We start from the raw sequence: 20,527 nt of genomic DNA on the forward strand, positions 1-20,527 counted from the left end.
CCGCAAAGGTTAGTTCAGCGCGCCCCACCCTGACCACTCATCGGTGGCCAGCCGCGCATGCCGCTCGACGTCGTAGCGGACACCCTCGTAACAGAGCTTGCCCCGCTCGATGCCCTCCGGCAGGAACCCGGCCTTGGTGGCGACCCTGCACGAAGCCGGATTGTTCGTACGATGCCCCAGCTCAAGCCGATAGAGCCCGCGCTCGTCAAAGGCCCACCTCGCGAGCAACTCGGTGGCCGCGACCGCGATCCCCTTACCCCTGGCCTCGGGGACCACCCAGTAGGACACCCACCCGTTGCCGTGATCATCGATCCGGGCCACCGCGACGTTCCCGACGACCTGCTCCCCGCCCGGCCCGTCGACCGTCACCGCGAAGGCATGCCCCACCCCCGACCACGACGCGATCCACCCGCAGGCGTCCTTGAGCGTGACAACAGGCCAGGGCGCCTGCCGGCGCAGGTCAGGCGCCTGGAAGGCGCGGAGCACGGCGGGTGCGTCGCCCTCGCGCCACTCCCGGAGCCGGACGTTCACAGGGATCACGTTGCCCGAGATTACCCCGATTGCACCCTCTGCCCGATCGGGTGGGAGGCCTCGAAGTCGGCCACCATCTGCCGCGGCGCGGTCAGACACCAGGCCTCGGCCACCAGCTCGAACAGCTCCTCGGAGTCGATCTTGTCGAGGTGCACCACCACCCAGCCGAACCGCCCCGCCGTGAACTGCACCTCGAACACCTCCGGCCGCTCGGCCACGAGCGCGATCTGCTCCTCGATCGTGGCCTTGAGCCCGACGGTCTCGGTCGCCTCCCACAGGTAGCCGAACCCCTTGTCGCGCACCTTGAGCGCGATCCACTCGCCACCATGGCCCATCCGGACCTCAGGCAGCTCGTCCAGCAACTCGAGGAACTCGTCGACACTCACACCCATGCCGCCTGTGTACCAGACCGGACCGACACTTCCGAGCCGCCTTCGACCCTCGGCAGGGCCCGCAAGCGGACCTGGTCCCGCACGGGTTCCCGCTAGCGTGAGGCCGGACGGAGCAAGCCCGTCGCCGACCGACACTCGACCAACGTGCATCGACGCTGATCGACGCTGAGAAGATCTGGTGGACCTGGTGGCCGACACACGTACCAAGCTGCTCGACGCGGCACTCGAAACGCTCAGGGAGCAGGGCCTGGCGGGGGCCTCCGCCCGTACGATCGCCGCGGCGGCGGGCGTCAACCAGGCACTCGTCTTCTACCACTTCGGCAGCGTCGACCAGCTCCTGGCCGCCGCCTGCGAGCACGGCTCCCACCAGCGCATCGCCCTCTACCGGGACCGCTTCGCCGCCGTGACGTCGCTGCGCGAGCTGCTCGACCTGGGCCGCGCGCTGCACGCCGAGGAACGCGCGGAGGGCAGCGTCGCGGCGCTCTCCCAGCTCCTGGCGGGCAGCCAGTCCGACCAGAAGCTGGCCCCGGCGGTGGTGGCCGGGCTCAACCTGTGGATCGCGGAGGTGGAGCAGGCGCTCGGGAGGGTGCTGGCGAGCTCGCCGCTGGCCGAGTTCGTGGACGTCGCGGGGCTGGCCAAGGCGACGGCGGCGGCGTTCGTGGGGCTGGAGCTGTACGAGGGCGTGGACACCGACGGTGCCGTCCAGGCGCTGGACGCGCTGGAGGAGCTGACCGTGCTCGTGGCGGCCCTGGACGACATGGGCCCGATGGTCCGGCGAGCCGTGCGGGCCCGGCTCACCCGCGGCGTCGGACGGACCCGCTCGACCCGCACGTAACGCCGGCCGGGCTCACTCACTCGTAATATCGGACCTCGACCACGTTCCCATCGGGATCGGCGAAGAAGAACGTCTCCGGCGCGATGCCCCGCGCCCCGAAGGAGTTCGCCCCGGTGCCGGTGATCTCCACCCCGTTCTGCTTCAACCTGACCTGCAACGCGTCGAAGTCCTCCCTGCTGACCGCCAGGCAGAAATGGTTGATCGGATGCCCGGCGCTCCCGCGCACCCCGGTGCCCTCGTCCACCCCCCGCATCGCCTCGAAGGACATCAGGTCGAGAATGCACTCGGGCGAGATCCGTACGCTGGGAAAAGGCGCCTTCCCGTCACGGAACTCCGCGGCCCGGACCCCGGGCAGACCGATCACCTGTTCGTAGAAACGCAGCGAGACGAGCTGATCGGAGACCCAGCAGACGATATGGTCAAGGCGTGCGTACATGAAAACACCTCCGTTTTCTCTTCCAATATCTGACGCCCGAATCCCCCTGTCCACCGGCGACCTCGGATCGCCCGCTGTCGGAAATAGCCGGTTCACAGCGAGTTCGTGCCGGGTTCAGCACAATAGGGATGTGACGAACACGACCACGGCGCCGGCGACGGAGCGAATGCCGATAGCCGTGAAGACAGCCCAATATGTCATGACGTTCGAGGTGGCGTTCGGCCTTGCGGGCACGGCTCTCATGCTCGTCGCCTTCGCCTCCTCCTTCGAGTGGCGCCTTCTCCTGCCACTCGCCTACGTCACCGCGCTCCTGTCGGCCATCGGCTGGCAACTGAGCCGCTGGCGACGGCGGAGAAGGATGCTGCGCTGGGAGATCGCCGCCGTACAGGTGGTGTCGATGGCGTCCAATCTCACAAACGCCGCCGTCTACTCCGAGCTCACCTGGTCCAAGCTGATCAACCCGTTTCCCATGATCATCGTCATCGCCATGCTCCTGCCCCCGGCGGGCCGCTGGTTCTGCGAGCCCCGCGGAAAACGGCCGCTCAGCTCGCCGGCGACCGCGCCCCGCACCCCGGACAGCGCCGGATGACGCACCTGCGCACCGGTCACCCGGCACGCCGCCCCTCCACACAGAACCGGTTGCCCTCCGTATCGGCGAGCACCACATAAGGCCACTCCTCGGGCCGCGGATCGTCCGGATAATGCGCCCAGTCCACGCGCCGTGCCCCCAGGGCCACCAGCCTCTCGACCTCCTCGTCGAGGTCTCGATCACCAGCGTGGAGATCGAGATGAACGCGCGGGAACTCCTCCGCCGGGCTCTCGCTCACATCCAGCGCGATCGCGACCCCGGCCACGCCCGGCGGCGGCTCCAGCACGATCCAGTCGTCACCCTCGAACCGCGGCGCCCTGCGCACGTAACCGAGCGCCCGCCCCCAGAACCCGGCGGCCCGTACGTCATCCCGCACGCCCAGCGAGATCTGCCCGATGACCGTCATCGACCGTCCAGCCGCCGCACCCACTCATCCAGGGCCGCGTGGACCTCGCGGGGGTCGTACCCCCTGATCACGAGCTCCAGCCCGCCTTCGGTGAGCTCCTTGCGCAGCTCCGTCCCCGTCAGTTCCCCGGAGCCACCGAGCGCCCGCTCGACGCGTTCGGCCAGCTCATCGACCTGGCCCCGGTGGTAACCACGGAACCGTACCCTGAAACGCGCCACGCGCAGATCATCACAGCCCCGCCGATCATTGTCGAGGGCCCCCGATCGAGGCGGAGCTCAGTAGCTGTCGCTCCACCGGTACCAGTGGCCCCGCACATGCTCGAAGGACGAAGCCACCGCATCGGAGTCGTCCGTGTCGACCGGCACGCCGTTCGGGCTCCAGACATAGCCATAGGGATCCACACCACCGGTGCTGTTGCCCACCTGGAAATACACCCGGTCGCCGTCCCGATGGACATCCTCGAACGCGAACGCCCCGATTTCGCGCGGCAGTTCCCCGCCACCCGCCGCCCGCGCCACTTCCTCCATGCTCGCCACCGACCGCGCGAACCGTTCATTCTCGGAGAGCCCGCAACCCGACAACGAAACCACCGCCACGAGCACCACGACGGCACCCCGTGACCACGGCATCCCACCACCCACCGATCCTGGGCCGAGTCCCCCGGTAAACCCGGCCACCGCTCCGTACGTCACCCACGCCGCAGAAATCGCCATCCCAGCAAGCCGTACCACAAGACGACCGGCAACTGCAGGGCGTACCCGAGCTGTTCCACGGCCACCGGCACCCCCTCCGCCCCGGCCGTCCACGGCAGGACGACCGCGGCCAGACCGAAGAGCGCCGCGCAGAAGCCGGCCCGGCGAAGCCCGGCAGGCATCGGCACGCCGGCCGCCGCGGCGACGGTGGCCGCGGCCCACAGCAGCCCGGCCAGGTTGACCATCCACTTGGCGGTCAGAAGCACTGCGCCGGCGACCGCGGGAACGGGGCTCAGCTGGGTCAACGCCAGGTTCCCGGCGTCATGGAGCAGCCCGGCCACCCCGGCCGCCGCCAGCAGCCCACCGGCGAGCACCACCAGGTACGGCCTGGGCGCCCCGCCCGCACCGGCGCCCATCACCAGCCCCGCCCCGCCCGCACTGGCACCCATCACCAGCCCCGCCGCGGTCAGCCCCAGCCAGCCCAGCACGTCGAAGGCCAGCTCGGCCAGATGCAGCCCGGCCTGCTCGCTCACCGCGGCCAGCGCGGCGGCGGGGTCGGCCGGATTCAGGGTAAGCCCCGATGGCACCACGAGGGCCGCACCGAGGATCATGGCAACCAGCGAGCTCAGCAGCAGTACACCGGCAAGCCGGCGCCCAGCGTTGGAGTCAGTCATGGCGGTGACCGTAGGACTTTGCCGCAGGGACAAGGTCAACACGAGAGGTCGAAATGTGGCGGATCGGGCAACTGGCACGCATGGTCGGCATCACCGAACGCACGCTGCGCCACTACGACAAGATCGGCCTCCTCACGCCCGCCGCCACGGACCAGGCCACGGGCTACCGCTGGTACGGCGTGACCGAACTGTCCCGGCTCGAACGCATCCGCGCCCTTCGCCGCCTCGGCCTCCCGCTCCGCCGGATCGTCGACCTGCTGGACGCACCTGAGGCCCAACTGCGCCAAGCCGTGACCGAGACCCTGGCGGACATCCGTCGCGACATCACCGCGCTGGCCGCCACCGCGGCCCACGCCGAAGACCACCTCGCCACCCCGATGTCGATCCTGCCGCAGCAGACCGCGGTAGGCCCACGCCACCTCCACGTACGCCACCTGCGCCTCGACCATCCGTCCGCCCTGGCCGCCCTCTGCCCACCACCGCCCGCGACCCTCCTGACCTGGCTACGCGGCCACCCCACGGGCACCTTCACCGCGGCGGTGACCACGGACCGCAGCGGAATGCGGCTCACCCTGCCCACCCGCACCGTCGTACGCGCCGTGGTCCCGCCCACGACCACCCTGGTCGAAGCCGGGCACGACCTGTTCGGCTGGCTGGACCGCCACCACCTGGACATTGCCGGCCCCACCGTGGAAGACCACCTCGTGGACGCCGACGGCACCCAGGCCACCGTCCTCGAGCTCCCCGTACGCCCACGCCCGGTTGCCGCCGCACCCGGATGACCGCCGGCGCACCCGACGGTCGACCTCGTACCGGGGGGGAGTCTCAGGGGTTCAGGTCGTTGGAGAGGTTGATCCGGATCTCCGTGTTGCGGTATCCGGCGCGCCGGAACGCGGCCGCCATCGGTGCGTTGCCCACGTCGGTGGTGGCGGTGATCCGCGACGCCCCGCCGGCCGCGTGGATGCGGGTGATCTCGGCCAGCACCTCGTCCACGTACCCACGCCCCCGGAACTCCGGGACCACCCCGAGATACCCCACGTTCACGCTGTACGGCGTCGCCGAGGGGATCGCCATGCCGGCCACCTCACCCTCGCCCGTGTAGGCGAGCCGCCACCACTCCCGCCTGCCCGGCGCGCCGAGATAGAAGTCCATCTCTCCACGCGCCGTCGCGTCCACGCCCTTGGCCGCCAGGCTCGCCCGGGTGTGAGCGTCCAGGCTCCCCTCGGCGATCCTCGCGAACACCGCCAGGAACTCCTCGTCCGACGCCTCGGCGAACCGCAGCACGCCCGTCGCCGCGGGCACCCCGTCGGCCGGCGCCCACTCGAACTGCAGCCGCTCCACCTCCCGGGTGAGCCCCGCCGCGTGCGCCGCCGCCCGCCGCCATCCGACGGCCGCCGAGGTGGCCGGATCGTCGCGCCAGCCGCCGGCCGCCTTGATCGCGTACTGCACCGGCTTCGGGAACCCCGTCAGCCCGGCCCTGATCAGCTCGGCGGCGACGGTGGCCCGCTCACCCACCGCGGGATCCACGTCGAGGCAGTCGAGCGCGACCGGGTACGCGCTGTCCCGCGGCCCCCACCACAGCGCCCGCCCCACGACCCGGTCACCGACCTCGGCAATCCACGTCCACTCCGGCCGGTACATGTTCTCGGCCAGCTCCGCGAGGTAACGGTCGGCGGGGATCCAGCCGACAGGCTCGGACACGATCCAAGCAGTCACCCGTTCGAGTTCGGCGGGGACGCTCGCACGGCAGGAAATCATTCGAAGAGGTTAGTGCACCTTTTAGCACACTAAGACCCAAATGCCCGCCCACCCCATCGCACAGGCCACGGACACCACCAACGACACGGCTACGACGCGGCGCGCCCCTGCGCAAACGCGTCGATCAAGCACCCGGCGAGATCACGCCCCGCCTCGCCGCCCGGATCAAGCCCAGGGTTGTAGATCGTCACGTCGACGCACACCACCCGCTCATCGGCGAGCAACGCCCCCACCAGCGCACCGAACTCCCGTCGATCCAACCCACCGGGCAAGCGGTAGTCGACCGCCGGCATGAGCGCGTCATCGAGCACGTCGGCATCGATGTGCAGCAGGAACCCTTCGACTCCCGCATCGTCCAGACGAGCGAGCGCCCGCCGCGCGACCCCCTCCACACCGCTCTCACGCACTTCCTCAAGAGAAACGACCAGGGCATCGGTCGCGGACAGCGCCGCACCGGTGTCCCGCCACTCGTCAGAGTCCCGGCGCCCGATCAGCACCGCCGCCCGAGGCTCGACCAACGGCCGCGCACCATCGAGATTCGCGATCACCTCCGCACCGTTGCCGAACGCGAGATACACCTCGGAATCCGACGCCTGCCCCGTCGGCGAGTCACCAGGCGGATAGAAGTCGGTGTGCGCATCCAGAAACACCAACCCGTAGGCCCCTCGCCGCCGCAACGCCAGCAAACTACCGAAGATCACGCTGTCGTCCCCACCAAGCACCACAGGCAACCGGCCGCCCTCGATCACGTCCGCCACCACGAGGGCCTGCCGCAGCGCCACCTCACCCATCGCCTCGGCATTGAGCAGCCGACTCGGATGAACCCGCTCCCCCGAGTACGCCGGCGCCTCCACCACCGCCCCGGCCCTCGCCCCGATCCCCTCCGCCAACCCTTCCCCCAACAGCACCTCACCCAGCCGCTCAACCCCGGGCACCAACCCCAGATTGGTACGCACGTGAACGATCTCCGGACGACGCACCATCAGATTCCCCTCTCCTCATGCCGACGATCTCACCCGATACCTGCCCGTCAACCCCAGATGCACCAGCCCCGGGTGGCGCAGCCTCAAGCACACGTCTTGTCGTACGCGGCAGCTCCACACGCCCACTGAGGACATCGTCCGCATCGCCGTACACCTCAACCGAGACCACACTCCCCCCGCCCGCCCGCCCGCGCGAGCCTGAGACCGAGCCGCACCCCCTCCCCGTGTCCGAACGGTGTCGCGGCGCTCGATTGGAGATCAGGCCTCGGCTGACGCCGATCCTGCCGGGCACGCGACCCGTGCCGCCGATACCGCAGTAGCCGTTGGGTACTCCAAAAGACATTGCTGGTGGCAGCAGTTCATCTCGCGCACCAACGAACAGGGGGTGACATGAGTGGCTATTGCTCACCTTGGCGTGGCCTTAGGTAAAGAAGTCGCACTCAGGGAGCGCGCCGGTGGTCGCCTCACCGAGGAGTGGCCCTTGCTAGATCATGACCTTCGTCCGCTACTGTCGCCCGAGTCGCTCTACCAGCAAGCGGGGGAACGGAGAGGCCGTCGTGACGCAGTCATCTCATGTGGAGACGCGCCTCCCTGCAAAGGCACTCCGTGTCGGGGCGGTCCTGGCCGCCTCCGGGCCGGTCATCCTGAAGACCTCCAGGGTCAGCGCGGCAGAGCTGAACATCGGGATCTGCTGGGGAGGTGACCCCGTCGCACCCGTCCTCATGACGACGAGCCCGTGGTGGCAGCTGCTGTCGTGGGGCGAACTCCTGCTGCCGGTGGTCCTGGCCGGTCTCCTGGTGTGCGCCCCGCGCCGGACCACGCTCCTCGGAAGCGCGGCGGTCTGTGCCGTCCTCGCGTTCAGGCTGTTCGTGATCTCCCTCCCGTCCGATACCCGCCCCCTCACCGACCGGACCCTTCCCGTCGATGAGCCCTGGCTGTCGATCGTCTGCTACACCGTGGCCATCGTCACGCTGCTCGTGGCGGCACGTTCGCCCCTGCCTCCGGCGCGGAAGGGAATCGTGCTCTGGGCGGCGGCCATCGTGGCGGCTGCGTGGACAGTCGGCCGGCTCTTTCTTCCGATCGGTGAGTCCACCTCCTTCGGCTGGTTCGCCTACACACCATCGGTGGAACTGCTGTGGAAACGACCCGGGGCGTGGTCCTGCAAGGCCGACGTGGACGGTGTGCTGATCGTGCTCATCGCCTTAGCCGCGGTGGCCGGCGGCGTCATGGCAGGCCGGACGCGGCACCAGGTCGCATGGGGAATCGGTGCGCTCCTCCTCCTCGCCGCCGTCGAGGGGTTCGCGACGGTTCTCATCGTCGCGGGCGCCGAATACCTCGCGTACGCGACCAAGATGATCCGATGGCACCTCCTGGCCGCAGCGGCGCTCGTCATCGCGACCACTTTCTGGGATCGACCCCCAGCGACCGAGCCTGAAGAGCCTAATCCGCTGTAGAGGTAGACCGGGGAACGCTGGAGACCCCTTCATTACGAGTGAGAACACGATCGTCCAGGGTCGTCCAGGTGGAGCGACAATGCGTGCTCAAGGCGACCCTACTGATGGGGCGCTGTCCCCCAACGTTCGTAATCGTCCAGGACCGTTGTTAGCACCTCGGTTAGCAAGAGTGGACCTCGGAGCCACCGCCGGAGTCGGAGCAAGGTGGCCAATGACGCTGTTCGAGCTTCAGGCTTCGGCTCGGACACCGCTCAGCCGACACCACCCAGCACTACGCCAAGATCGCCCCGAGCACGCTGTCCAAGGCATACCGCGACGCCGGACATTTCGAGCGCAACGGCCGCACCATCGAAGTCCTCGTCGACCGGGACGCCGTCGAGAGCGGGGCCGCAGCCGCGGGAGAGCCGTGGCAGTACTACGACCTGGGGCATGGGTTCTGCAACTACACCTTCTTCAAGCAGTGCCCGCACCGGATGGCCTGCGCCAAGTGTGACTTCTACACCCCGAAGGACTCCTCCAGGGCTCTGCTGCTGGAGGCTAAAACAACTTGCAGCGCATGCTCTCCGCTGTCCCACTCACCGACGACGAACGCGCCGCGGTCGATGATGGCCAGGCTGCCCTGGACCGACTACTTCGGCCATCTCGTCGACGTTCCACCCCCGCCGGGCTCACTCCCCGGCAGATCAACGCCTCGGCTCAGGCGACCCTGCTGCCGGTCATCGAGATAAACCGGAGGCCAACCTAATCAGGCTGCGTGCCACAGCCCAGTGGGTGCCGCACCCATTCTGGATGGGCCTCGTTGACCTCGATGCTGTTCTCATCGAGGGCGTTGGCGATGTGGAAGCGGCCCGCGTCGAAGACGAACTCCACAGCGAGGGTGCCGGCCGCCACGTCGCGACGTGATGGCCGGCACTCGAGTAGGGCCACCCCGCGCAGTTTCTGGCCGATGAAAGGCTCAAGTCGTTCGTCGGCGCTGGACCACGCCGGTGTCAGCTCGAACCATTCCCAGCCGGTGATCGAAGCCGTCGTGTCGATGGAGTTCCAGCTGATCGACAGCTCATCGAGCTCGAGTGCATGATCTCTACCTGGACGCCGTCGAAGTCCAAGACGACGGGGCATTCGGCATACCAATCCCCGTCCTCGATGAAACGCACGATCGCGAAGCAGTCAGACGCCGACCACCCAACGCAGCCAGGCCCGATCCATGTTCCTCGCGGATAGCTTTAAGCCCGATAAGAAAGGTCGGCTCGAAACCGAAGATCCCCATCACGACAAGCGATCGTCCAGGTTCATCGCCAAATCGGCCAGTCGGTAGCCACCGCCGACCCGTAGTGGCCATGCTTGACAAATCAGATCCACATAACGCTCAGCAATATCGGCAATGAGGGTCAGCCACGTTGCCCGGTGAGCCAGGGTGAGGAACGAACCCTGAATCGTCGATCGCCCCCAAGCACGTACGGCGTCCAGCCATGCAGCGGCGATCGTAGGCCTGCATCTGAGCGGCGGCGCGGCAACCCCGGCCGAGCGTTCGGTTGGTACGGCGGGCCTGCGTGCGGCTCCCGGCCTGGTGTCCCGCTGCCGTCCGGGACCGGCCCGCCGCCCGGACGGCGGGCGGGCGGAGGGCCGGGAGTACGGCGGCGCGCCGCGCTGCCGATTGATCTCCTATGTGTACAACTCGGCAAGCTTGAGGCTGCGGTGTTCTCAGCGGTGTAGTGCTGAGACACCAGGTCCATACGGTCGACGACTGAGCCGTGATACGCCTTCCGACGTTCTAGCTGTCTGCCGTGTTGCTGACAGCGCGTGGGTGGTGCTGGCCGCGACCGGTCGAAGAGCCGCAGCGCGGCCAGTGACCGCCCGACGCGCGGCGGGACGCCGCAGGCGGCACGCCCTGGAAACTCTGTAATGAAGATTGTCGCCGTCCTCGCCTCTGTGCAGCGCTGAGGCGCATTCACGTTCGGCTCATGCCGTACGCGGCGGCAACGTCACAGGCAAGCTCTACCTGCCCTCGAAGGACGTCATTCGGATCGCCGTACACCTCGACTGAGACCACGCTCCCACCCACTGCCTGTGCGAGCCTGAGATCGAGCCTCGTCACCCGACCGACCAACGGATACCCGTACCAGCGTTCCTCCTGCTCATCGTCGGTGTCGGGCAACGCACACTCAACCGCCTGCCAGTCGAGGTCGTCGAACTCGTACCCGATGAGCGACGCGAGGATCTCGCAGAAGATCCTCGCGTTCTCCTCCTTGATCCACCCAGCGTGGATCAAGTCAGAACGGTCACGCCTCACCGGAGGTCAGCCCGACCGGGCAGGCAACGCCCGTGCCGCCGATCCCGCAGTAGCCGTTCGGCTCCTTGAAAAGGTACTGCTGGTGATAATCCTCCGCGAAGTAGAACGGACCCGCCGGAGCCACCTCAGTCGTGATGTTCCCGTACCCCGCCACCTTCAGCACCCGCTGGTACGCCTCCCGCGAAGCCTCCGCCGACTTCTGCTGCTCCGGTGAGTGGTAGTAGATCGCCGACCGGTACTGGGTCCCGACGTCGTTGCCCTGGCGCATCCCCTGCGTGGGGTCGTGGGCCTCCCAGAAGACCTTCAGCAACTCCTCGTACGAGACCTTCGCCGGGTCGAACACCACGCGTACGACCTCGGCGTGCCCCGTGAGACCGGAACAGACCTCCTCGTACGTCGGGTTGGCCGTGTAGCCCCCCTGGTATCCGACCGCCGTCGTCACCACCCCGGGCGTCTGCCAGAACTTGCGCTCGGCGCCCCAGAAGCAGCCCAGGCCGAAGTCGGCGACCTCCAGGCCCTCCGGGTACGGCGGCGCGAGCGGGGCGTCCAGGACCGCGTGACGGGTCGGCACGGGGATGGGGTCCTGGCGGCCCGGCAGGGCGTCCTCGCGTCGAACCATCGATGTCTTGTTACCGCCGAACAGCCAGCCCATAGCGCTACCTCCATAGGTCGTTTGCCAGCCTACACAGGCCCAACACTTAAGGATTTCTACACATTTCCATACAGCGACTGAGATTTGTGTTTAAAGGTGGTAATGCCCGAAAATCGGTTACATGCCTGACCTTCGGCGTGGTGTGTTCTACGGGATCGCCGCCTACACCATGTGGGGACTCTTCCCCCTCTACTGGCCCCTCCTCAAGCCCTCCGGCGCCATCGAGATCCTCGCCCACCGCATGGTGTGGTCGCTGGTGGTGGTCCTGGCCGTCCTCGCCGTCCGCAAGCACTGGTCCTGGATCAAGCAGATCGCCCGGCAGCCGGCCAAGGTGGCGCTGCTGGCCCTCGCCGCCGTCGTCGTGACAGTCAACTGGGGCACCTACATCTACGCCGTCAACGCCGGCCACGTCGTGGAGACCGCCCTCGGCTACTTCATCAACCCCCTCGTCAACGTGCTGTTCGGCGTCGTGCTGCTGCGTGAGAAGCTGCGGCCGCTGCAGTGGGCGGCCGTCGGGTTCGGGGCGCTGGCGGTGCTCGTGCTGACGCTCGACTACGGCCGCCTGCCCTGGGTGGCGCTCGTCCTGGCGGTCAGCTTCGGCGTGTACGGGCTGATCAAGAAGCGGGCCAACGTGGCCGCGACCGACAGCCTGGCCGTCGAGACGCTGGTCCTGCTGATTCCCGCCCTCGGTTACCTGGCCTTCCTGCAGAGCACCGGGGACGCCACGTTCGGGCAGGTGAGCGTGGCGCACGCGGCGCTGCTGGTGGGAGCGGGCCTCATCACGGCCGTGCCGCTGATCTGCTTCGGGGCCGCGGCCATCCGGGTGCCGCTGAGCACGATCGGGCTGTTGCAGTACATCGCGCCGATCCTGCAGTTCGCCTGCGGGGTGCTGATCGCCAAGGAGGTCATGCCGTCCAGCCGGTGGATCGGGTTCTCGATCGTCTGGCTGGCCCTGGCGATCTTCACGTACGACAGCCTCCGGGCAGCGCGGGCGGCCCGGAGCCGTCGTCGTCGTGAGGCGTCAGCCGGAGCGCTGGACCACGTAGTCACATAGCGCCAGGAACGCGTCCTTGGCCGGGATGTCGGGCAGGCCCGAGATGTCATCGCGGGCCCGGTCCACCCAGGCGTCCAGCTCCGCCCGCGCCCGGGCCATGCCGGAGTGGGCGCGCAGCAGGGTGAGCGCCTCCTCGACGTCCTCCTCGGCCACCGGGCCCGACAGCAGGGCCGTCAGGCGCGGGGAGTCGCCGACCGCGAGCGCGTACAGGACCGGGAGGGTCTTGACGCCCTCCCGGAGGTCCGTGCCGGGCGTCTTGCCCGACTGCGCGCCCGTCGAGGCCACGTCCAGGAGGTCGTCCCCCAGCTGCCAGGCCACCCCGATCGCCTCGCACGCCCGGCTGAGGCGCTCCTCCACGTCCGCCGGGGCGCCCGAGAGGAGCGCGCCGAAGCGGCCGGAGGCGGCGATGAGCGAGCCCGTCTTGTCCGACAGGACGCTGAGGTAGTGGGCGATCGGGTCCTCGTCGGCGCGGGGGCCGATGGTCTCGCGGATCTGACCCTGTACGAGGCGGGAGAACGTCTGGGCCTGGATGCGGATCAGCTCGGGACCGAGGTCGGCGAGAAGGTCCGAGGCCTGGGCGAACAGGTAGTCGCCGGTGAGGATCGCCACGGTGTTGTCCCACCGGGCGTTGGCGGACGGTGAGCCCCGGCGTACCGGGGCCTCGTCCATGACGTCGTCGTGGTAGAGCGAGCCCAGGTGGGTCAGCTCGATGACCACGGCACCGGGCACCACGCCCGGCGCCGACGGGTCGCCGAACTGCGCGGCCAGCAGCACCATCAAGGTACGGAACCGCTTGCCGCCGGCCTCGATGAGGTGCTTGGACGCCTCCGTGACGAAGGCGTCCTCGCTCTCCACCGACGAGCGCAGGAGCTTCTCGACCGCGGCCAGTCCGTTGGCCACGTCCTGCGCCAACCGCTCGTCCTCAATGGGAAGGTCAACCACGGGAGGCGCAGACATACGAGATCCCCTTATCTGATGAACAGGCTGCTAGCAGCGTCGTTGGCAACACCGAGTACGGACTCCGGATAGAGCCCCACTCCTACGGTAACCAGCAGCGAAACTGCGATGACGGCCACGGTGCCCATACTGGGCGCCGCGATCGCCGGGCCGTCGGCCGCCGGCTCGCTGAAGAACATCAGCACGATCACGCGGGCGTAGAAGAACGCCGCGACCGCGGAGGCGACGACGCCCACGACGACCAGGCCGGCCATCCAGCCGCCCATCGAGTCGCCGGGCTGGGTGCCGCTGTTCAGGGCGGCGGCGAAGACGGCGTACTTGCCGAAGAAGCCGCTCGTCAGCGGGATGCCGGCGAAGGCGAGCAGGAAGAAGGCGAACACCCCGGACAGCACCGGCGCGCGCTTGCCGAGCCCGGCCCAGCGCGACAGGTGCCCCGCCTCGCCGCCCGGGTCGCGCACCAGCGTCAGCACCGCGAACGCGCCGACCGTGGTGATGCCGTAGACCGCCAGGTAGAACAGGATCGCCTTGAGCGAGTCGGCGTTCTGCTGCGCGCTGCCGAACGTGGCCATCACACCGACCAGCAGGAAGCCGGCGTGCGCGATGGACGAGTACGCGAGCATCCGCTTGATCTCGGTCTGCGTGATCGCCAGGATCGAGCCGACGATCATCGTGAGCGCGGCGACGCCCCAGATGACCGGCCGCCACTCCCAGTCCAGGTTGCCCAGGCCGACCCAGAACACCCGCAGCACGGCCCCGATGGCGGCCACCAGCGTGCCGGAGGCCATGAGGGCGGTGATGGGGGTCGGGGCGCCCTGGTAGACGTCCGGCTTCCAGGCCTGGAACGGCGCCGCGCCGATCTTGAACAGCAGGCCCACGCCGAGCATCGCGAACCCGATCAGCAGCAGCGGGTCGAGTGTGTTGCCCGCGGCCATGGCCTGGTTGATGCCCGGCAGCGAGACGGTGCCCGCGAAGCCGTAGATCATCGCGGTGCCGTACAGGAAGAACGCCGAGGAGAAGGCGCCCAGCAGGAAGTACTTCATGGACGCCTCCTGCGACAGCAGGCGGCGCCGGCGGGCGAGCCCGCACAGCAGGTACAGCGGCAGCGACATGACCTCGAGGGCCACGAACATCATCAGCAGGTCGTGCGAGGCCGGGAACAGCAGCATGCCGCCGACCGCGAACAGGACCAGCGGGTAGACCTCGGTGTGCCCGGTGCCGTTGTCGTGGGCCTCGGCCTCCTCCTCGTCGGCGCTGCCCGGCACGGCCGCGGCGGAGGCCACGAAGTGGCCCTCGTCGTTGATCAGCAGCACGCAGACGAACGACAGGATGAGGATGACGCCCCAGATGAACAGCGAGGGCCCGTCCACGGCGATCGCGCCCATGGCGGAGGCCGTGGTGGACACCTGGCCGCGCAGCGTCTGCACGAGGACCAGCGCGAACGCGCCGGCCAGGCTCAGCAGGGTGAGCGGCACATGGATCGACTTGCGCAGGTAGCGCGGCGCGAACGCCTCGACGAGCACGCCGATGCAGGCCGCGCCGAAGATGATCAGCAGCGGCGCCAGCGTGCCGTACTCGATCGTCGGCGCTTCGATGGCGGGGTTCACTGACCTGTCCCCTTCTCAGCGATGGTGGAGGTGGGTACCTTCACGTTCGTCAGCGTCTGTTGCACCGACGGGTTGATCACGTCCAGCAGCGGCTTGGGGAAGAAGCCGAACCCGATGATCAGGGCGACCAGCGGGGCCAGCACCCAGACCTCGCGGGCGTTCAGGTCCTTGAAGGCCTTGACCGGCTCGGCCGTCGGACCGTTCATGATCCGCTGGACCATCCACAGGATGTAGACGGCCGCCAGGATCACGGCCACCGCGGAGATGATCGCCGCCACCGTCAGCGCGCCCGAGCCGTGGGCGGTGCTGGAGTACGTGCCGATCATGACCATGAACTCGCTGACGAAGGACGACAGGCCCGGCAGCGACAGACCGGCCAGACCGGCGACCAGGAAGAAGCCCGCGAGCACGGGCGCGACCTTCTGCACGCCTCCGTAGTCGCCGATGAACGGCGAGCCGCGCCTGGCGATGAGGAACCCGGCGGCCAGGAACAGCGCGCCGGTGGCGAAGCCGTGGTTGACCATGTAGAGGGCCGCGCCGGACTGCGCGATGTCCGACATGGCGAACACGCCCAGCACGATGAAGCCGAAGTGCGAGATCGACGTGTACGCGATGAGCCGCTTCATGTCGGTCTGCCCGATGGCCACGATGGCGCCGTAGATGATGCTGATGACCGCCAGCACGACGATCGGCATCGTGAACGCCTTGGCGGCGTCGGGGAACAGCTCCAGGCAGAAGCGCAGCATGCCGAACGTGCCGACCTTGTCCAGCACGCCCACCAGCAGCACCGCGGCGCCGGCCGGGGCCTGGGCGGCCGCGTCGGGCAGCCAGGTGTGCACCGGCCAGAGCGGCGCCTTGATGGCGAAGGCGATGAAGAAGCCGCCGAACAGCCACTTCTGCATGTTCGGGTCCTGGATGGCCCCGATCAGCTCGGGGAACATGAAGGTCTGCTTGTTCGCGACCACGTAGAGGCCGATGACCGCGACCAGCATGAGCAGGCCGCCGAACAGCGAGTAGAGCAGGAACTTGACGGCCGCGTAGGACCGCTGGGCACCGCCGTACGAGCCGATCATGAAGTACATCGGGATCAGCATGGCTTCGAAGAAGACGTAGAAGAGGAAGATGTCGGTCGCCGCGAAGACGCCGATCATCATCGTCTCGAGCACGAGCAGCAGCGAGAAGTACGTCTTCACCGACCGCTTGGGCGTGATCAGCGTGCCGTCGGCGGTCTTGACGCCGTCGGCGTCGTGCCAGGAGGCCAGCACCACGATCGGCACCAGCACCACCGACAGCGCGATGAGCACGAGCGCAACGCCGTCCACGCCGACCCCGAACTTCACGCCGAAGCTCGGGATCCAGTTGTACTCGGCCGTGAACTGGAAGCGGTCGCCGTCCGGCTTGAACCCGGCGGCCATGACGCCCGTCAGGACCAGCGTCAGCAGCGAGACCAGCAGCGTGACCTGCTTGGCGAGCTTGTCACTGCCCTTGGGAAGCAGGGCCACCACGATGGCGCCCACCACGGGCACCGCCATGAGTATCGGAAGCCAGGGTGACATCAGATGTTCCCAACGAGGAGCAGGGCGCCGGTCAGCAGGGCGGCACCGATCAGGATGGACAGCGCGTACGTTCTGGCGAAGCCCGTCTGGAGCCTGCGCAGGCGCCCGGAGCTGCCGCCGATGCCCGCCGCCAGCCCGTTGACGATCCCGTCGACGCCGCGGTTGTCGAAGAACACCGCGAGGCGGGTCAGCCACTGGCCGGGGCGCATGAAGAGCGACTCGTTGAGCGCGTCACCGTACAGGTCGCGCCGGGCGAACGTGGTGAGGAAGGAGCCGCGCGGCTGCACCGCAGGCACCTCGACCCGGCCGTACCTCATCCAGGCGAAGACCACGCCGACCGCGACGAGCGCGAGCGTGGCCAGACCGGGCGTGGTGAACGGGTCGAAGTGCGGCCTCTGCTCGGGCGTGCCGCCCACGGCCGGCATCAGGAAGTCGTACAGCGTCCCGTTCAGGACCAGGTAGGCGCCCAGGCCCAGCGAGCCGAGCGACAGGATCATCAGCGGCACGGTCATGACCAGCGGCGACTCGTGCGGGTGGGCGTCCTCGGCCCAGCGCTTCTCGCCGAAGAAGGTCATGAAGACCATCCGCGACATGTAGAAGCCGGTGATGCCCGCGCCCAGCACGGCCAGCCAGCCGAGGATCGGCTGGTGGTGCACCGCGGTCTCGATGATGCCGTCCTTGGTGAAGTAGCCGGACAGCAGCGGGAACCCGATGATCGCCAGGTAGCCGATGAAGAACGTGACGAAGGTGATCGGCATGAACTTGCGCAGGCCGCCGTACTTCCGCATGTCGACCTCGTCGTTCATGCCGTGCATGACGGAGCCGGCGCCGAGGAACATGTTGGCCTTGAAGAAGCCGTGCGTGATCAGGTGGCCGATCGCGAAGGCGTAGCCCACCGGGCCGAGGCCCGCGCCGAGCATCATGTAGCCGATCTGCGACATCGTCGAACCGGCCAGGCCCTTCTTGATGTCGTCCTTCGCGCAACCGATGATCGCACCGGCGAGCAGCGTGGCCGCGCCGACGATGGCCACGGCGAGCGCGGCGCCCGAGCCCTCGGGGAAGAAGAACGCCCCCGAGCGGACCACCAGGTAGACACCGGCGGTGACCATGGTCGCCGCGTGGATCAGGGCCGAGACCGGGGTCGGGCCCTCCATGGCGTCGAGCAGCCAGGACTGCAGCGGGAGCTGCGCCGACTTACCGCAGGCGCCGAGGAGCAGCAGCAGGCCGATGGCGAGCATGATGCCCTGCGACGGGGCGGGGCCGGTGTACTCGGCGATGCCCTTGAACGACAGCGTGCCGAACGCGGGCAGGATCAGGAACATGCCGACCAGCAGGCCGAAGTCGCCGACGCGGTTGACGACGAACGCCTTCTTCGCCGCGACCGCCGCCGTCGGCTTGAACTGCCAGAACCCGATCAGCAGGTACGACGCCAGACCGACGCCCTCCCAGCCGATGAACAGGCCCACGTAGTTGTCAGCCAGCACCAGCAGGAGCATCGCGGCCACGAACAGGTTCAGGTAGGCGAAGAACCTGCGCCGGTGCTCGTCGTGCGACATGTAGCCGATCGAGTAGATGTGGATCAGCGAGCCCACACCGGTGATCAACAGCGCGAAGCTGATCGAGAGGGGGTCGATGAGCAACCCCATGTCGACCAGCTTGGGAATGAACTCGTACAGATGGACGGCCCGGCGGCGCTCCTCCGTCCCGAACCCGATGAGCTCGAAGAACGCCAGCACCGCCACGACGAACGAGGCGAGGGACATGGCCACGCCCAGCAGATGGCCCCAGCGGTTGGTGATCCGGCCGAACACCAGCAGGACGAACGCTCCCAGAAGCGGGAAGGCGATCACCAGCCAGGCGTTGCCGATCACTCCGCCGGTGTGCTGGACGATCTCAGCGATTTGAGATTCCACCAGTCACCTCTTAGTACTTCAGCAGGTTGGCGTCGTCGACGGACGCTGACCTGCGGGTTCGGAAGATCGTCACGATGATGGCCAGGCCCACCACGACCTCGGCCGCGGCCACCACCATCACGAAGAACGCGATGATCTGGCCCTCCAGGTTGCCCACCTGCCGGGAGAACGTGACGAAGGCGAGGTTGCACGCGTTGAGCATGAGCTCCACGCACATGAACACCACGATCGCGTTCCGCCTGATCAGCACGCCCATGGCACCGATGGCGAACAGCAGGCCGGACAGGACGAGGTAGTGCGTCGTCACTTTGTCACCTCATTGGTCTCGGCGTCCTGCTCGGCCTCGGTCGGCGCCTCGTCGTGCTCGGCCGTGTGCTTGATGGCCTCGGCGAGCCTGGGGTCCGCCGGCAGGTGGTCGTGCTCGACGTCGTAGCGCGCGATGTAGCGGTTGACCGAGGTCTCCGCGACCGACCCGTCGGGCAGCAGCGCCGGCATGTCGATGGCGTTGTTCCTGGCGTAGGTGCCAGGCCCGGGCAGCGGCGAGGGGTGGTCGCCGAGGAACCGGGCGCGGGCCAGGTCCTTCTGCGTGACCTTCTCGGTGAGCTTCTCGCGGTGTGCCAGCACCATCGCGGCCAGCGCGGCGGTGATCAGCAGTGCCGAGGTGATCTCGAACGCGAACACGTACTTGGTGAAGAGCTGCAGCGCGATCGAGCGGATGTAGCCGCCCTGCTGCGTGGCCGCCGCCAGCCCGGCCTGGGGCGCGAACACCGCGTTGCCCACGGCCGCGACGATCAGCGCCAGGAAGCCGAGGCCCGCGATGATCGCCCAGAAGCGCTGGCCCTTCAGCGTCTCGACGAAGGAGTCGGACGAGTCCACGCCCACGAGCATGAGCACGAACAGGAACAGCATCATGATCGCGCCGGTGTAGACGATGATCTGCACCGCGGCCAGGAAGGGCGCGTCCTGCACGGCGTACAGGACGGCCAGGCAGAGCATCACGGTGCCGAGCATCAGCGCGGAGTACACGGCCTTGCGGTTGAAGACCATGCCAAGCGCTGCGCCGACGGAGACGACGGCGAGCACCCAGAAAGTGATGGTCTCACCCATTGGTCCGCCCCAGCCGGTAGTAGTCCTCTTCGGTCTCACCGAGCCGCATGGGGTGCGGCGGCTGTTCCATGCCCTGGGTCAGGGGCGCGAGCAGCATCTCTTTGGTGTAGATGAGGCTCTCGCGGTTGGTGTCGGCGAGCTCGTACTCGTTGGTCATGGTGAGCGCGCGGGTCGGGCAGGCCTCGATGCACAGGCCGCACAGGATGCACCGCAGATAGTTGATCTGGTACGTGCGCCCGTAACGCTCGCCCGGCGAGAAGCGCTCCTCGTCGGTGTTGTCCGCGCCCTCCACGAAGATCGCGTCGGCCGGGCACGCCCAGGCGCACAGCTCGCACCCGACGCACTTCTCCAGCCCGTCAGGCCAGCGGTTGAGCTGGTGACGCCCGTGGAAGCGAGGAGCCGTCGGCTTCTTCTCCTCCGGGTAGTTCGTCGTGACGGGCTTCTTGAACATCGTGTGGAAGGTGACCCCGAAGCCCTTGACGGGGTTCAGCCAATCAGTTAGTCCCACTGGGAATCTCCTTGTGCTGCACCCCGTGGTAGTGCGGCAGATCGAGCGGCGGCACAGGGAAGCCGCCGGCCGTCGGCTCGTTGGACAGTTCCTCGAACTCGGCCTCCACCTGAGCCTTCTTCGCTTCCTTGCGCCG

At 68.3% G+C, this 20,527-nt stretch carries 24 protein-coding genes; 5 read left to right on the forward strand and 19 right to left on the reverse strand.

What is annotated here, in order from left to right; translation table 11 throughout:
* Positions 1 to 9: 9 nt before the first annotated feature.
* Positions 10 to 531, reverse strand: a complete 522-nt coding sequence (locus AB0J69_RS43320) for a GNAT family protein (protein ID WP_364130560.1) — start codon at positions 529 to 531, stop codon at positions 10 to 12.
* Positions 532 to 551: 20 nt separating this feature from the next.
* Positions 552 to 923 carry an MmcQ/YjbR family DNA-binding protein gene (locus AB0J69_RS43325; RefSeq protein ID WP_364130563.1) on the reverse strand — a complete coding sequence of 124 codons (372 nt, stop codon included), beginning with the start codon at positions 921 to 923 and terminating at the stop codon, positions 552 to 554.
* 187 nt (positions 924 to 1,110) lie between these two features.
* Between AB0J69_RS43325 and AB0J69_RS43330 the strand changes: the two genes are divergently transcribed.
* Positions 1,111 to 1,758 (forward strand): TetR/AcrR family transcriptional regulator, encoded by a 648-nt coding sequence (locus AB0J69_RS43330; protein ID WP_364130565.1) that lies wholly within the window; start codon positions 1,111 to 1,113, stop codon positions 1,756 to 1,758.
* Positions 1,759 to 1,774: 16 nt separating this feature from the next.
* Here the strand turns inward: AB0J69_RS43330 and AB0J69_RS43335 are convergent, their stop codons facing one another.
* Entirely contained in the window at positions 1,775 to 2,194 is a 420-nt protein-coding gene (locus AB0J69_RS43335) for a VOC family protein (protein WP_364130566.1), read from the reverse strand.
* A gap of 178 nt (positions 2,195 to 2,372) precedes the next feature.
* Here AB0J69_RS43335 and AB0J69_RS43340 point away from each other — a divergent pair, with 178 nt between their 5' ends.
* Entirely contained in the window at positions 2,373 to 2,783 is a 411-nt protein-coding gene (locus AB0J69_RS43340; RefSeq protein ID WP_364130567.1) for a hypothetical protein, read from the forward strand.
* Positions 2,784 to 2,799: 16 nt separating this feature from the next.
* On the opposite strand, the gene AB0J69_RS43345 is transcribed toward AB0J69_RS43340, so the two are convergent.
* The 4 genes from AB0J69_RS43345 to AB0J69_RS43360 all read right to left on the reverse strand — a co-directional run bounded on the left by AB0J69_RS43345 (position 2,800) and on the right by AB0J69_RS43360 (position 4,555).
* Positions 2,800 to 3,189 carry a VOC family protein gene (locus AB0J69_RS43345; RefSeq protein ID WP_364130569.1) on the reverse strand — a complete coding sequence of 130 codons (390 nt, stop codon included), beginning with the start codon at positions 3,187 to 3,189 and terminating at the stop codon, positions 2,800 to 2,802.
* Positions 3,186 to 3,407 carry a DivIVA domain-containing protein gene (locus tag AB0J69_RS43350; RefSeq protein WP_364130571.1) on the reverse strand — a complete coding sequence of 74 codons (222 nt, stop codon included), beginning with the start codon at positions 3,405 to 3,407 and terminating at the stop codon, positions 3,186 to 3,188. Before AB0J69_RS43350 ends, AB0J69_RS43345 begins: the two co-directional genes overlap by 4 nt.
* A gap of 57 nt (positions 3,408 to 3,464) precedes the next feature.
* The gene (locus AB0J69_RS43355) at positions 3,465 to 3,794 is read right to left on the reverse strand and encodes a hypothetical protein (RefSeq protein WP_364130573.1); all 330 of its coding nucleotides are present in this window, start codon (positions 3,792 to 3,794) and stop codon (positions 3,465 to 3,467) included.
* Between the two features lie 83 nt (positions 3,795 to 3,877).
* The gene (locus tag AB0J69_RS43360) at positions 3,878 to 4,555 is read right to left on the reverse strand and encodes a hypothetical protein (protein WP_364130576.1); all 678 of its coding nucleotides are present in this window, start codon (positions 4,553 to 4,555) and stop codon (positions 3,878 to 3,880) included.
* Between the two features lie 53 nt (positions 4,556 to 4,608).
* On the opposite strand from AB0J69_RS43360, the gene AB0J69_RS43365 reads away from it, so the two are divergent.
* Positions 4,609 to 5,337 carry a MerR family transcriptional regulator gene (locus AB0J69_RS43365; RefSeq protein WP_364130579.1) on the forward strand — a complete coding sequence of 243 codons (729 nt, stop codon included), beginning with the start codon at positions 4,609 to 4,611 and terminating at the stop codon, positions 5,335 to 5,337.
* Positions 5,338 to 5,380: 43 nt separating this feature from the next.
* Here the strand turns inward: AB0J69_RS43365 and AB0J69_RS43370 are convergent, their stop codons facing one another.
* Together AB0J69_RS43370 and AB0J69_RS43375 are read right to left on the reverse strand one after the other, a co-directional pair.
* Positions 5,381 to 6,256: a GNAT family N-acetyltransferase gene (locus AB0J69_RS43370; RefSeq protein WP_364130582.1), complete on the reverse strand. Its 876-nt coding sequence runs from the start codon at positions 6,254 to 6,256 to the stop codon at positions 5,381 to 5,383.
* A gap of 146 nt (positions 6,257 to 6,402) precedes the next feature.
* Positions 6,403 to 7,296, reverse strand: a complete 894-nt coding sequence (locus AB0J69_RS43375; protein WP_364130585.1) for an arginase family protein — start codon at positions 7,294 to 7,296, stop codon at positions 6,403 to 6,405.
* A gap of 557 nt (positions 7,297 to 7,853) precedes the next feature.
* Between AB0J69_RS43375 and AB0J69_RS43380 the strand changes: the two genes are divergently transcribed.
* Positions 7,854 to 8,750: a hypothetical protein gene (locus AB0J69_RS43380; protein ID WP_364130588.1), complete on the forward strand. Its 897-nt coding sequence runs from the start codon at positions 7,854 to 7,856 to the stop codon at positions 8,748 to 8,750.
* Positions 8,751 to 9,491: 741 nt separating this feature from the next.
* Here the strand turns inward: AB0J69_RS43380 and AB0J69_RS43385 are convergent.
* The 3 genes from AB0J69_RS43385 to msrA form a co-directional block, all read right to left on the reverse strand.
* Entirely contained in the window at positions 9,492 to 9,869 is a 378-nt protein-coding gene (locus tag AB0J69_RS43385) for a hypothetical protein (protein WP_364130591.1), read from the reverse strand.
* Positions 9,870 to 10,698: 829 nt separating this feature from the next.
* Complete coding sequence (locus AB0J69_RS43390; RefSeq protein WP_364130594.1) at positions 10,699 to 11,019, reverse strand: hypothetical protein; 321 nt, start codon at positions 11,017 to 11,019, stop codon at positions 10,699 to 10,701.
* A 10-nt stretch (positions 11,020 to 11,029) separates the two neighbouring features.
* Positions 11,030 to 11,692 (reverse strand): peptide-methionine (S)-S-oxide reductase MsrA, encoded by a 663-nt coding sequence (gene msrA, locus AB0J69_RS43395; protein ID WP_364130597.1) that lies wholly within the window; start codon positions 11,690 to 11,692, stop codon positions 11,030 to 11,032.
* A gap of 121 nt (positions 11,693 to 11,813) precedes the next feature.
* Between msrA and rarD the strand changes: the two genes are divergently transcribed.
* Entirely contained in the window at positions 11,814 to 12,746 is a 933-nt protein-coding gene (gene rarD, locus AB0J69_RS43400) for an EamA family transporter RarD (protein ID WP_364130600.1), read from the forward strand.
* Here the strand turns inward: rarD and AB0J69_RS43405 are convergent.
* Genes AB0J69_RS43405 through nuoI form a run of 7 tightly spaced genes read right to left on the reverse strand, consistent with a single transcriptional unit; the run spans position 12,714 to position 20,391 of the window.
* Positions 12,714 to 13,703, reverse strand: a complete 990-nt coding sequence (locus AB0J69_RS43405; protein WP_364130603.1) for a polyprenyl synthetase family protein — start codon at positions 13,701 to 13,703, stop codon at positions 12,714 to 12,716. The two genes, rarD and AB0J69_RS43405, sit on opposite strands and share 33 nt — an antisense overlap.
* A gap of 11 nt (positions 13,704 to 13,714) precedes the next feature.
* On the reverse strand, positions 13,715 to 15,307 hold the full coding sequence (gene nuoN, locus AB0J69_RS43410) for an NADH-quinone oxidoreductase subunit NuoN (protein ID WP_364130606.1): 1,593 nt from the start codon (positions 15,305 to 15,307) through the stop codon (positions 13,715 to 13,717).
* The gene (locus AB0J69_RS43415; protein ID WP_364130609.1) at positions 15,304 to 16,863 is read right to left on the reverse strand and encodes an NADH-quinone oxidoreductase subunit M; all 1,560 of its coding nucleotides are present in this window, start codon (positions 16,861 to 16,863) and stop codon (positions 15,304 to 15,306) included. The genes nuoN and AB0J69_RS43415 overlap by 4 nt, the downstream gene beginning before the upstream one ends.
* Complete coding sequence (gene nuoL / locus AB0J69_RS43420) at positions 16,863 to 18,776, reverse strand: NADH-quinone oxidoreductase subunit L (RefSeq protein WP_364130612.1); 1,914 nt, start codon at positions 18,774 to 18,776, stop codon at positions 16,863 to 16,865. Before nuoL ends, AB0J69_RS43415 begins: the two co-directional genes overlap by 1 nt.
* A 10-nt stretch (positions 18,777 to 18,786) precedes the next feature.
* Positions 18,787 to 19,083, reverse strand: a complete 297-nt coding sequence (gene nuoK, locus AB0J69_RS43425) for an NADH-quinone oxidoreductase subunit NuoK (protein WP_020542667.1) — start codon at positions 19,081 to 19,083, stop codon at positions 18,787 to 18,789.
* On the reverse strand, positions 19,080 to 19,883 hold the full coding sequence (locus AB0J69_RS43430) for an NADH-quinone oxidoreductase subunit J (RefSeq protein ID WP_364130615.1): 804 nt from the start codon (positions 19,881 to 19,883) through the stop codon (positions 19,080 to 19,082). Before AB0J69_RS43430 ends, nuoK begins: the two co-directional genes overlap by 4 nt.
* Positions 19,876 to 20,391, reverse strand: coding sequence for an NADH-quinone oxidoreductase subunit NuoI (gene nuoI / locus AB0J69_RS43435; RefSeq protein WP_364130618.1), 516 nt, complete (start codon positions 20,389 to 20,391; stop codon positions 19,876 to 19,878). Before nuoI ends, AB0J69_RS43430 begins: the two co-directional genes overlap by 8 nt.
* Positions 20,392 to 20,527: the final 136 nt, after the last annotated feature.

The organism is Nonomuraea sp. NPDC049709 (genome assembly GCF_040674815.1).
Lineage (GTDB): Bacteria > Actinomycetota > Actinomycetes > Streptosporangiales > Streptosporangiaceae > Nonomuraea.

Bases quoted from the DNA above. Each gene is read 5' to 3' on its own strand.
- AB0J69_RS43325 (WP_364130563.1), bottom strand. From the start codon at position 923: ATGGGTGTGAGTGTCGACGAGTTCCTCGAGTTGCTGGACGAGCTGCCT.
- AB0J69_RS43335 (WP_364130566.1), bottom strand. From the start codon at position 2,194: ATGTACGCACGCCTTGACCATATCGTCTGCTGGGTCTCCGATCAGCTC.
- AB0J69_RS43345 (WP_364130569.1), bottom strand. From the start codon at position 3,189: ATGACGGTCATCGGGCAGATCTCGCTGGGCGTGCGGGATGACGTACGG.
- AB0J69_RS43360 (WP_364130576.1), bottom strand. From the start codon at position 4,555: ATGACTGACTCCAACGCTGGGCGCCGGCTTGCCGGTGTACTGCTGCTG.
- AB0J69_RS43365 (WP_364130579.1), top strand. From the start codon at position 4,609: ATGTGGCGGATCGGGCAACTGGCACGCATGGTCGGCATCACCGAACGC.
- AB0J69_RS43375 (WP_364130585.1), bottom strand. From the start codon at position 7,296: ATGGTGCGTCGTCCGGAGATCGTTCACGTGCGTACCAATCTGGGGTTG.
- AB0J69_RS43385 (WP_364130591.1), bottom strand. From the start codon at position 9,869: ATGCCCCGTCGTCTTGGACTTCGACGGCGTCCAGGTAGAGATCATGCA.
- msrA (WP_364130597.1), bottom strand. From the start codon at position 11,692: ATGGGCTGGCTGTTCGGCGGTAACAAGACATCGATGGTTCGACGCGAG.
- rarD (WP_364130600.1), top strand. From the start codon at position 11,814: ATGCCTGACCTTCGGCGTGGTGTGTTCTACGGGATCGCCGCCTACACC.
- AB0J69_RS43405 (WP_364130603.1), bottom strand. From the start codon at position 13,703: ATGTCTGCGCCTCCCGTGGTTGACCTTCCCATTGAGGACGAGCGGTTG.
- AB0J69_RS43415 (WP_364130609.1), bottom strand. From the start codon at position 16,863: ATGTCACCCTGGCTTCCGATACTCATGGCGGTGCCCGTGGTGGGCGCC.
- AB0J69_RS43430 (WP_364130615.1), bottom strand. From the start codon at position 19,883: ATGGGTGAGACCATCACTTTCTGGGTGCTCGCCGTCGTCTCCGTCGGC.